General features: G+C 51.7%; 10 protein-coding genes. All 10 read right to left on the bottom strand.

Annotated elements, in window-relative coordinates:
* Positions 1 to 833 (bottom strand): sodium:solute symporter family protein (locus TCARDRAFT_RS07585; protein WP_408643045.1); only part of this gene is annotated, 833 nt, incomplete at its 3' end.
* Positions 830 to 1,072, bottom strand: coding sequence for a DUF3311 domain-containing protein (locus TCARDRAFT_RS07580; protein WP_007289413.1), 243 nt, complete (start codon positions 1,070 to 1,072; stop codon positions 830 to 832). The genes TCARDRAFT_RS07580 and TCARDRAFT_RS07585, both read right to left, overlap by 4 nt.
* A 17-nt stretch (positions 1,073 to 1,089) precedes the next feature.
* The gene (locus tag TCARDRAFT_RS07575; protein ID WP_007289404.1) at positions 1,090 to 2,262 is read right to left on the bottom strand and encodes a M20 metallopeptidase family protein; all 1,173 of its coding nucleotides are present in this window, start codon (positions 2,260 to 2,262) and stop codon (positions 1,090 to 1,092) included.
* Between the two features lie 154 nt (positions 2,263 to 2,416).
* Entirely contained in the window at positions 2,417 to 3,652 is a 1,236-nt protein-coding gene (locus TCARDRAFT_RS07570) for an MFS transporter (RefSeq protein WP_040683182.1), read from the bottom strand.
* 5 nt (positions 3,653 to 3,657) lie between these two features.
* Positions 3,658 to 4,857 carry a M20 family metallopeptidase gene (locus TCARDRAFT_RS07565; RefSeq protein ID WP_007289402.1) on the bottom strand — a complete coding sequence of 400 codons (1,200 nt, stop codon included), beginning with the start codon at positions 4,855 to 4,857 and terminating at the stop codon, positions 3,658 to 3,660.
* 16 nt (positions 4,858 to 4,873) lie between these two features.
* Complete coding sequence (locus tag TCARDRAFT_RS07560) at positions 4,874 to 6,052, bottom strand: trans-sulfuration enzyme family protein (RefSeq protein WP_007289401.1); 1,179 nt, start codon at positions 6,050 to 6,052, stop codon at positions 4,874 to 4,876.
* Positions 6,053 to 6,203: 151 nt separating this feature from the next.
* Complete coding sequence (locus TCARDRAFT_RS07555; RefSeq protein ID WP_007289400.1) at positions 6,204 to 7,772, bottom strand: sigma 54-interacting transcriptional regulator; 1,569 nt, start codon at positions 7,770 to 7,772, stop codon at positions 6,204 to 6,206.
* Between the two features lie 173 nt (positions 7,773 to 7,945).
* Positions 7,946 to 9,670 carry an ABC transporter ATP-binding protein/permease gene (locus tag TCARDRAFT_RS07550; RefSeq protein ID WP_040683181.1) on the bottom strand — a complete coding sequence of 575 codons (1,725 nt, stop codon included), beginning with the start codon at positions 9,668 to 9,670 and terminating at the stop codon, positions 7,946 to 7,948.
* Positions 9,671 to 9,832: 162 nt separating this feature from the next.
* Positions 9,833 to 10,162 carry a hypothetical protein gene (locus TCARDRAFT_RS07545; RefSeq protein ID WP_007289398.1) on the bottom strand — a complete coding sequence of 110 codons (330 nt, stop codon included), beginning with the start codon at positions 10,160 to 10,162 and terminating at the stop codon, positions 9,833 to 9,835.
* Positions 10,159 to 11,373 (bottom strand): metallophosphoesterase, encoded by a 1,215-nt coding sequence (locus TCARDRAFT_RS14590; RefSeq protein WP_007289397.1) that lies wholly within the window; start codon positions 11,371 to 11,373, stop codon positions 10,159 to 10,161. Before TCARDRAFT_RS14590 ends, TCARDRAFT_RS07545 begins: the two co-directional genes overlap by 4 nt.
* Positions 11,374 to 11,844: the final 471 nt, after the last annotated feature.

Below are 11,844 nucleotides of genomic sequence, written 5' to 3'. Positions count from 1 at the left end.
ATTAGTATCGCATTGTGCTTAAGCGTTTCGCCGCTTTTGGCACTGTAGACCGACGCAAAGGTGTGCGGCCACATAAAGAAGCCAAGACCGGTCAGCAGTACGGTCGACATGAACCATTGCACGTCCATGTTCTTGGTTCCACCCGGTAAAACTAAGAAGTCCGGTTGCTGAGCGGCCAGCTTGGCAAAAACGTTACCTACGCCGCCGTGATAGATTGAGGGCAGACCAAACCCGACCACTACTACGGCAATAATCATCATAATATCCTTAATGGTACTAGTCCAAGCCGACCCGCGAATGCCGCTGGTAAAGACAAAAATAGCAACAAACGCAAAGGCAATAAGCATGGCCGGAGCGCGATCAATGCCGCCATAAGACGCAATCTCTACGATAATGCCTAGGCCGGTCAACTGCAGTTGGAGATAAGGAATCATAAACGCCACACCGATAACGGCCGTTAATACGCCAATGGCTCGACTGTCATAGCGTTTTACAAAAAAGTCCGGTTGCGATACAAGGCCAAGATTTTTTCCCGCCCGCCAAATCGGCGGCAGCAAAAAATAGGACAGCACATATGCGATAGTCCCATAACAGAGGATGTAATAAGTGGGTGCCCCTTTAGCGTAAGCCCAACCGGCAGCGCCAAGAAAGGGAAAAGTGGTGTAAATTTCGCCGGCCATTAATAACCAGACAAATAGAGTACCAAACCGCCGCCCGCCGACTGACCACTGTTCCAGGTTCATTTTGATATTGCGACTGGCGGAAAGACCAATGACGGCGCAAAGGATTACAATGCCAAAGATCCACGATAAGGCCACTACCGAGTTACTCATTTCCCTACACCTCTTTTCGCGTCAGATCTTGCCCCTGCCCGGCCGGAAAGGTTTTTCTCGTGTATATGGGCCAGACCAAGCCACAGCGGTGTTAATAGTACGTTAACTACTATCCACCACAAGAGAAATGGCATCCCCCAAATCATCGGCTCCAGCCGGTTAACAAAGGGTATGGCAAAGATAAGGGTAATAAAGGGAATACTTGCCAATAAGACCGTTAGTTTGCTTTTTGGGGCCATATTTGCACCTCCTTTTATTATGCCAACAGCTTAAGCGCTGCCCGGGCCATGATTTCCACCCCATAAGCGAGTGCCGACTCATCGATGTCAAATTTGGGGTGGTGATGCGGATAAATAATGCCTTTCTCGGCATTGCCGGCGCCAACATAAACAAATGCTCCCGGCACTTTCTGCAGGTAGTAGGAAAAATCTTCCCCACCCATTACTGGCTTAATTTCTACTACCCCGTCCGGCCCCAGTACCTCGCAGCCGGCAGCCGCAATAACTTTACTAACCGCCGGATTATTGAAAACAGGCGGATAGCCAAAGAATTTATCTAGCTTATAACTAGCCCCCGCGGCTTCACAAATGTTTTTGACAATTTGCTCGATCCGCTCAAAAATTTTCAACCGCACTTCCTGTTCGAACGTCCGTACCGTGCCGTGAAGTACAGCCGTGTCCGGGATAACGTTGAAAATATCGCCAGCTTTAAAGACGCCGAGCGAAACAACGGCATTTTCCATGGGATCAACATTGCGGCTGACAATAGTATTTAAGGCCAAGACAATTTGGGCGCCAACCAAGATGGGGTCAACGGTCTGCTGGGGCATTGAGCCATGGCCGCCGCGGCCTTGGACGGTTATCGAAAACTCGTCGGGCGAAGCCATCATCCGGCCATAAGTGACACCAATCGTACCAACTTTCAGCGGCTGCCACAAGTGAGCGCCTATAATGGCATCTACCCCATCGAGAGCGCCTGCCTCGATTAATCCCAAAGCGCCGCCAGGGAACCGCTCTTCGCTGGGCTGGAAGAGAAACCGGATATTACCGGCCAACTCGCCTTTCAGATCGGTGAAAACTTTCGCCAGACCGAGCAGCATGGCCGTATGGCCGTCATGCCCGCAGGCGTGGCACACATTTTCATGCTGCGATTGATAAGGCTGCCTGCAATCGTCCTGAATCGGCAGGGCGTCAATATCAGCACGGATGGCTACCGTCTTGCCCGGCAATGCCCCTTGCAGTTCGGCGATAACGCCCGTTCCGGCTGCCTTGCGCGGCTCCAGCCCCAGTGCCGCTAGTTCAGCCATAATTTTTTCCTGGGTTTTGAACTCTTTGCCGCCTATCTCCGGATAAGTGTGAAAGTGGCGGCGCAATGCTACTACCGCGTCCCGATGTTTTTCCACTAGCTTTTTCAAATCTTTTTCCTCCATAGTTGCCCTCCCCTCATATTCAGGAAAATTATTCCCTTATTGGTAAATATAGAATTAATCGTTAAATGCCTGTTAATCGTTAAATGCCTACAGCCCAAAACCATGTTTGCAAAATTTTAGCGACATTTAGTTCATACTGTCCGCCATTGGAAAACTACCGCTTGCCACCAGCCATCGCCTTGGCTTCTGGCAACTGCCGCAACGCCAACATGCAGACCGTGCCTATCACCGGGCCGATGCCTAGCATAGCAAAAGCCCAGCCCCAACCGTAACTGTCAAGGACCATGCCAAAGAGTTTTGGTGAAACAATGGTGACGCCAAAACCGAATACGGACTGAAGGCCTAGGGCCAAGCCGAGACTGCCGGCCGGCACTAATTCGGTCAGTCCCGCTTTAAATATCGCTGAATCCGCGACGATGAAAAAACCGTATACTAACCCCACCAGGATTACCAGCCAGACAGGCGCAGTCACCAACCAACCAAAAAATAACGCACAGAGACCGCTAATAACCAAAGCCACCACCGCCGTAAGGCATCGTCCATACCTATCGGAGGCAACGCCGGCCAAACCGGGGGAAAAGCCGCCCATCAGGATGCAGGTCGCCGCAAGGGCTCCGCCGTAACTGATCGCCGTTGCTGCGTCTATTCCCTTAAGCGTTAAAACATGCGTCATAAAAGCGCCGATCCAGCCCCAAAGGGTATACAGTTCCCACATATGGCCCATATAACCGGCAATGATGAGCCAGGCTGCCCGGCCCATGATCAGCGCCGCCGCCCGTTTAGGGCCACTAGCATCTTCTTGCTGGGTCGGAGATGCGGGCAGCCCTTCCCCTTTTTCAGCGGGGATACACAGATACACTAAGAGCGCCGCCGGAAACGCCCAAATACTAGTCCAAAGCAGGGCCTGCCGCCAAGAATACATCGCGGCCAAGGGGGCGGCAATATAGTAAGCCCCAGCGTAAGCGCCAACCAGCGAACAGGTGTAGATGCCGATCGCCCTGCCTCGCTCAGATGTACCGTACCAGCGGCTTAATATCTGCATACCGGGTACATACAGTCCGGCCTGTCCTAAGCCGGCTAATGTCCGCCACACCATACCGGAAGTAAAATCGTCGGCAAAAAAGACAAATCCCAAGCTTGCGAGGCCTGTTTCGATCGCACTAATTACAAAAGTAAGCTTGCCGCCAATGCGGTCGGTAAGCCAGCCGGTAAACAATACAGCAATTACATAGCCCAGCTGAAACACCGCCAGCAAGGTGCCGGCTTGATCATTACTCATCCGCCATTCCTGTTTCAAAATGGGAAGCACCGCCGAGAAGTTATACCATATAAGCATCGCCGCCAACTGGGCTATGCTTAAAACACCCAAAATTTTGGTTTTATGTTGCACGGCGGCTAACAATTTTCCGCTCCCAAACACAGCGCCAACGCCATATTCCCCAAAATCGCTTCCCGCATTTTTTCGATGGAAACACTGTCCTCAGTGGTATGGCAATAACGTTCTTCCGACGGCGCGAAAATAATCACTTTGCTTCCCTCCGCGCGGAAATGGCCCCCATCGGTAGCAAAACCACATACGCCAATGGATACCTCCCGGTTGAACACAGCGGCTAATGCCTGTTGGACCGCTAGCACGATCGGGTCGTCCGGCGGCGTGGCAAAACTTGGTTCCCCCGCCGGTGCCACGCCCTTGTAGCCGGTATAACATCCAACATCGCGCATTTTTAATTCGATGCGGGCGGTAACTCCTGGTATGAGGCACTCAGCGACAACTTGTTCGAGCCGGCGGCGGATGTTCTCTTCCGTTTCGCCGGGGATATTTCGCCAATCCAACGATAAGACAACCTGGCCGGGCGTAACATTGCTGCTTGTTTGGTCAGTAACATAAAGCGTCGGGGCCACCGAAGATTCGCCAAAAAACGGGTCAGCTTGCATTTTCAGCCTTTCGATCTGCAACAGTAACCGGGCAGCGGCAAAATGGGGGTTAACGCCGCGAGCCGGTACGCTGGCATGGGTAGATTTACCTTTAAAGTAAATGTCAAACTGCATCCGGCCGCGATGACCAATTTTTATTTGGTTATCCGACGCTTCTCCAAGAATGACCACATCGGGCGCTAATTTTTTGGCAAGATAGCGGCTGCCAAACCCGGAAGTTTCTTCGTGGACAACACCGACCACCCATATATCGCCGGTGGGCAGCATTCCCGCCTCTTTAAGCGCCGCGGCAGCGACAATTTGGCAGGCAAACGCCGCTTTCGTATCGCTAGCGCCCAACCCCCATAACGCCCCATCTGCGATTACGCCGGCAAAAGGCGGGTATTTCCAAGCGGCAGGATCACCCGCGGCAACAGTATCCAGATGACAGTTAAACATTACTGACCGACCGCCGCCGCGTCCTTTGATCCGCCCAATGACATTGCCTACTTCATCAATATAAACCTCGTCAAAACGCAGCTGCTCCATCGTTTGCCGGGTCAGTTCGGCCAGCTCCTTTTCCTGACCGGACAAACTAGGTGTCTGCACCATTTTTTGGGCAAGCTTTACTGCGTATTCTAAATTCTGGGCTGTCACTTCTGTCAGTCTAGCAATGTCCATAATTTCTTCCTTCCCGCTATAATTTAGCTAATGCCTGATCAAAGTCGGCAATGATGTCAGCCGCCTCCTCAAGCCCAACAGAAACCCTAATCAAGCCATCGCTAACCCCGCAAGCTTCCCGCTCCGCTGCCGGCATGGCGCGGTGTGACGTTTTCGCTGGATGAGAGGTCGTTGTTGCCGGGCCGGCAAGGCTTGGGACGAGTTTAACCATTTCGAGACTGTCGATAACCGTGCGTGCTCCTGCCAAGCCCCCCTGCACGGTAAAGCTCAGCATGCCGCCAAAGCCGTTTTGTAAGAGTTTTTTCGCGCACCCGTGCGTTTTCGTGCTTTCTAATCCCGGATAGTTGACACCGGTAACTTTGGGATGGACTTGCAAGTATTTGGCCAAGGCCAAAGCATTCTCGGCGTGCCTGTGCATCCGCAGCGCCAGGGTTTTTAAACCGCGTAGCGTCAGCCAGGCATCAAACGGACTTAACGTCGCCCCGTAAGTTGTTCCCACATTTTTTGCCTTGGCGATAAAATCGCTGTCGGCGACGATAACGCCGGCCATCGCATCACTATGGCCGTTGAGGTATTTGGTCGCGCTGTGCAGTACCACGTCGGCGCCATGGGCGAGGGGTTGGCAGTGATAAGGTGATGCGAAGGTATTATCAACATAAACTTTGGCCTTGACCGTGCGAGCCAGTTGAACAATCGCCGGAATGTCCAAGACTTCCATCAATGGGTTGCAAATGGTTTCCAAATACAGAATTTTCGTATTTGGCCGGATCGCTTGCGCCACCGCACTCAGATCATTGCAATCCACGAAGGTTACCTCCACCCCCAGCTTGGCCATTTCATTTTTCAATAACGCATAAGTGCCGCCGTATAAAACGTGGTGAGCCACAATGTGATCCCCTTGCCGAACTTCGGCGAAAATGGCGGTGGCGATTGCCGCCATCCCTGACGCATAGGCTGCGGCCGCGCCGCCTTCGAGCATCCCGACGGCCTGTTCTAATAGTTCCACAGTCGGATTGCTTATCCGTGAGTAGACAAAACCGGGGACTTTGTTTTCGTACACATCATCTAGCTGGGCCAAACTGTCAAACGACCACACGGATGACGCAACAATTGGCAAAACTTTGGGCTCCGTAGCTGAAGCGGGGCTCGCCGTACCGGCGTGAACCGCCAGGGTACTAATATGTTTACTGTTCAATAATCAACACCTCCAATCGCTGTTAGTAACTAATGCAAGTTTCATACCAACGCCGAAAGCCCCGCAATTTGGCCGGTTAGTGGCATTCTGGAATAAAATCGTGCCAAAAAGCACTAAACCGCTGGTTTATATTTAAACCAGCGGTTTACGGTTAAACCATTTTGTGGATATTTAACTTTTTCATTCTGTTTATTAGCAAAGTGTGGGTCACGCCCAGCGCTTTGGCGGCTTGACGGAGACTGCCATAGCGGCGGATAGCCTCAGCAATAAGCTTTCTCTCTGTTGCTTCCACCGCCTCGCGCAGCAAGGGAATGGCATCATTCACCGCAGCTGCCGGCTGATCGACCGCTGCCTGTGCAAAAACGATATGGTCTTCGGTAATTACCCGGCCGTCGCAAAGATAAATGGCCCGTTCAACCACATTGGACAATTCCCTCACATTTCCCGGCCAGGGATAACGCAACATTTTCTCAACCGCGCGGGGAGAAACAACGATATCAGGTTTGCCCAATTTACCGCCCAAAACTTTAATAAAATGGTCGATCAGCAGCGGAATGTCTTCAATATGTTCCCTGAGTGGCGGTATATAAAGCGGGATAACATTCAAACGATAAAATAAATCTTCCCGGAACTGGCCATTTTTTAGCATGGCCTCAAGGTTGCGGTTCGTAGCCGCAATGATGCGCACGTCAACGGCGATCTCTTTGTGGCCGCCGACCCGCCGGACCATTCCTTCCTGCAATACACGCAGCAACTTTGCCTGGACGTACGCTGACAGCTCGGCTACCTCATCGAGAAAGAGGGTACCGCCGTGTGCCAATTCAAAGAGGCCTTGTTTGCCGCCCTTTTTGCCGCCAGTGAAGGTGCCATCCTCGTAGCCGAATAGTTCGCTCTCAATCAGCGTATCGGGAATTGCCGCGCAGTTAAGGGGAATAAAGGGTTTGTTGTGCCGCTTCCCGGCAGCGTGGATGGCCCGCGCAAACAATTCTTTGCCGGTACCGCTCTCACCGCGGATTAAGACGGTAGAGTTGTTTTTGGCAATATTGCGGGCTAATGCCACTACTGACAGCATTGACGGGCTTTTGGTCACAATATCATTAAAAGTTATCTGTCGGGCCTGAGTAATCGAATACACCATTTCGCGCACATCGTGCATATCGCGCAAAGTTAAAATCAGCCCCTGAATAACGCCCGCTTCATTTTTCAATGTCCGGCTGCTGACAAGACAATGGCAAGTGCCGCCGCCATGTTCATAAAACAGGGTATGGTTGCTAATTTCTATTCCTTTGCTTAAGGCTTTCTTTATTATGTCAGGAGCGGGCAAGATGGTATATATCGACTTGCCTTCTAAATTTCCGGCTTGCCGCAAAATCTGGATCGCCCGCGAATTTGTCAGCTTAATTGTCCCGTCTTTGTCAATAACGATGAACCCGTCACTACTCGCGTCAAGGATTGTTTCAATCAACTGTTCCCGTTCCTCAAAAGCAATTAAATCAATTTCGGTAAGTTCTTGCACACCACTCACCGCTAATATCTCGGCGTGCATCTTTCCCCAGGTGGCGGCGTCTACGCGGTCGAACTTGATATAGATGATGTGGGTATAAACTTCCATCCAGATGATATTTACTTCGTATTTTGCAAAAACTTTTAAAATATCAAAGGTCATATTCACTCGGTCAATGGTCTTAATCCCGATGCGCATAATTTCGGTTTCGCGCATAAAAATGTCACCGCCCGTTTTTAACTAAACATATAACAAAAAAGACCTCACTTATCTGCCACAGGGACTTTCGTTTGCTACCACTGTGGGAGATCCATGAGGTCTCATTCTTGTTTCGTTAATAAATTCCTGCTACACCTATGCACCGCGGCAAAGCGGTTAGGTTTTTGTTGTTAAAGATTAAGCATGCTCCAGTTGCCCGAACCATCAATGGCAAGTTTTTTCCGGTGATGGCCGCTCAAAGTGTTGCGGTGGCCGACACTGACTATTGTCGTCTGGGGCAGCCGTTCGCGGAGTAGTTTATACAGCGCCCGCTCGGTAGGTTCATCCAGCGCCGACGTAGCTTCATCCAAAAACAGCCAGTCCGGTTTTTGGAGCAACACACGGACAAAGGCTATACGCTGCTGCTCGCCCAGGGATAGAATGTGTGACCAGTCTTCGACCCGGTCAAGCTGGTCTTTAAAGCCTTGCAACTGGCAGAGGTCCATCGCTTCCCGGATGGCCGCATCGCTGACCGAACCCGGACTCTTGGGGTACAGTAGCGCCTCCCGCAGGGTACCGATAGGAAGATAGCTTTTTTGCGGCACGAATAATACACTGTGTCCCTGAGGAATGTAGATCTCACCCTGGCCAAAAGGCCATAAGCCGGCAAAGGTGCGCAGCAGGGTGCTTTTCCCGCAGCCGGAAGGCCCGACAACAAGCAGCGAATCACCCCGCCGAAGTTCCAAGGTGAGCGGCTGAATAAGTTGACGCCCATCAGGAAGACATACATTCAGGCCGTCGACGGTGAAAGCCGCTTTCTCACTCGGCCGAATCCGCACGCCCGTTTCGTTCTGACAAATATGGCGTATGCGCTCCATATTGTTAATAAATCCAACCAGACGGTTGACAACCGCCTGCCATTCGGCCAATTGCGAAAAACGATCAATAATCCAGGACAAAGAATCTTGGACGCGGCCAAAGGCCGACGAAATTTGCATCAGGCCGCCAAGCTGGATTTGCCCGGCAAAGTAACGTGGCGAGGCAACCAGGATGGGGAAGATAATGGCCAGTTGAAAATAGCCGGACGTAAACCATGTTAACTGTTTCTGGCGCTGCATGAGCTGCCAGAAATTCTCAAAAACGCGGCGGAACCGCTGGACAAAATTAGCCTGTTCCTGCCGCTCACCGCCATAAAAGGCAATACTCTCGCCATGTTCGCGCAGCCGCACCAGACTAAAACGGAAGTCCGCCTCAAACCGCTGCTGGTCAAAATTTAAATTGACCAGCGGCCGGCCAATCTTTACCGTAAGCCAGGTACCAACAATGGCATAAGCCAAGGCCGCCCACACCAGGTAGCCGGGGATTGTGAGCTGCCAAGATCCGAGGGGGATATGTAGCGGGCCTGATAACCGCCACAAAATGGCAACAAAGGATACGAGGGTAACAACCGCTTTGAGCAGGCCTAATGATAGGCGCAGGGTATAGGCGGTGAAAAGGCGCAAGTCTTCGCTGATACGCTGGTCCGGGTTGTCGGTACCCGGGTCTAACAGTTGCATAATATAGTAAGTGCGTTTATGGAGCCAGTTGTCCAGATAACGGTAGGTCAGCCAGCGGCGCCAGCGGATTTCCAGCATCTGCTGAAGGTAAAGTTCATAGACCGCAATGATAATGTAGATCGCCGCCAGGATGCAGAATTCGCCCAACGCTTTCCAAAACGCATCCTTGTCATAATTTTGCAGCGCATTATAGAAGGTGTTGTACCATTCATTAATAAGCACCAGAATATACACATGGCCTAAGGTCAGGGTAAGGTTAACGGCAAGCAGTCCCCTCGCTTGCCACTTTTCCTCCGACCACCAGTATTCTTTGGTTAACTGCCAGATATCGCGGCAAAAATCGCGATGCCACTTGCCCATGCCATCGATCCTTTCTCCGTCAAAATCCTGCTTGGTGTATTTTAAGGTGTATCCTAATACTTTCCACATAGGCGCCGCATCTCCTTTTTAAATAAACAAGAAAATAAGCACCAGCCGAAGACGGTGCTTATTAACAGTTGAGCATTGTTCTTGTCCGCCGATTTATGACCGGCTTTTGGGCGATAGTTTAGCATCCTTGGGTACTGCCATAAGAATGACCTGGTGTCCCTGACGGACCACTTTAATCTCGTAATCAACGATACCTTCCTTATACAACGCCAGTTTCAAGTCCAGCAGAGCCCTTCCTACCTTTTCCTGCAGCTGTGGGGTCAAAAACGAACTGTGAAACGACTCGCCCTCACGGCCTTTTCCTCTAGCCGTTTGGGCGGCCGGTTTTTCGTCATGGATAGCAGTTTCGAAGCTGGCCGGTTCGCGCCAGTTGGCCAGCATATCCTGATCGCTAAGGTTCTTTTTAATCTTAATCTTGCTCATGTTATCGCTCCTCTCGCCAACGTAAACAAGCTGATTTCCGCCGGACAGCCAACGCGTAAAGGCAGCCAGTGGCCGGTGCCGGCATGTACATAGCCATAGGATCGGCCTTGACGGTAGAGACCGCGCATAAAAGTGTACTGTACCGGTAATAGCGACCGCCCAAATACCACTACCTGTCCCCCGTGCGTGTGGCCGGCCAGGGTTAGCGGCACTTCGGCCGCAAACGCATTGGCTAAAAAGTCCGAGTGGTGAGTCAGCAATATGGTAAACGCAGCCGGCGGTACCTGGCTTAGCGCCTTCTCGATGAGAAAGCGCCGCCGCTCAACCTGGGCTGCGCCGCTTTTAGCCCAAGGGTAGTCGACACCGGCCAGATACAGCGGCCGCTCACCGTCCAGCACCTTTGCCGCCCTGTTTTCAAGGATGGTGACAGGACTGTCCATGAGCGCCCGGCGGATACGGCCAATATCGCGAAAATACTCATGATTGCCCCAACAAAAATAAATACCCAGCGGCAGCCGGGGCTGAAAATCGGTAAGTAGCTTTACCGCTCCGTCCAGCAAAGCCAAATCATCAATAAGGTCGCCGGTAACGGCCAAGAGGTCGGGCCGCTCGGTCTCTACCATAGCCAACACCCGCTCAAACTTAGCCAGGGAGAAAAAGGGCCCGATATGGGTATCGCTGATTTGGGCAATTTTCAGACCGGCAAGGCTGTCCGGCAGGCCATCGAAAGCAAGGCGATAACGGTTAACGGCAACGGTAGCATCGGTAGCGTAGACGGTGCGGGCGGTAACGGCCAGACTTAGTAGTGGCGCCGCGGCCACCGCCGTGCGGAGAAATTCCCGTCGCGTAATGCCCCCGGTTCGCGCTGTCGCCGCAGCATTATCCCGTCTTCCCGCCTTCACCTTACCGGCCAGCCAGTCGGCGAGAAAAAAAATAATCAGAATGAGTAGCAGCAATAACTGCGCAATAATCCAGACATAAGCCACGTACATAAGAAACCGGAACCAGTCGGGCTGGATCCCGTCAAACCGTAACCACCGGCTGGCCACCAGGACGGCCACGCTGGCCCCTGACGCCAGCCAATACGCTGCCCGGACCGGGCAGCGGCGGTATATTGGATGCAGCCGAGCCAGCAGCCGGACTGTAGACCAACATAACAAAAAGGGTATCAGAAAAAGAAAGATAAACGAAAACCATGAAATACCCGGCATGTTCCTCACCGCTGTAAAAAATTAGGGCTTTCTCTTTTAGAAGTATCCTATGCAGCCGTCTGGCTGCTTGCCAATTCCTTTTCGTCCGTGCCAGGTCAGTTCGCTTAGGGCGGCATGGCAGGTATAGTCTGTTTAAAAGAAATTTTACGGTATAATAAGAATAACACAACATAGGGGGGCGAAAAAAGAGCCTCAGTTAAGACCGTATAATTGTGTAAAAAAGATTGTGCTTCAAAAAAATAAAAGGAGCGCGCGGCGTGATGATTGCTGTAGACATAAATGCGGAGAGCTGCCGCGAAGTGTTGGGGAGTCGGGTTCAGGTCCTATGTTATAATTATGTAATATTTCCCGCTGAACTTCAGCGGCTATATGTACGGTCATACCGTTCATCCAGTCTTGGTTTTTTTCTTGCAAACAAGTGACATTCTCCTTGTTTAAGGTTAAGATAAAAGTATCAAGCGGATAATCAGG

This window comes from Thermosinus carboxydivorans Nor1, assembly GCF_000169155.1.
In the GTDB taxonomy this organism is placed as follows: Bacteria; Bacillota; Negativicutes; order Sporomusales; family Thermosinaceae; genus Thermosinus; species Thermosinus carboxydivorans.
The sequence above is the reverse complement of the archived record's forward strand: the minus strand, read 5'-3'. Positions and strand labels throughout refer to the sequence as shown.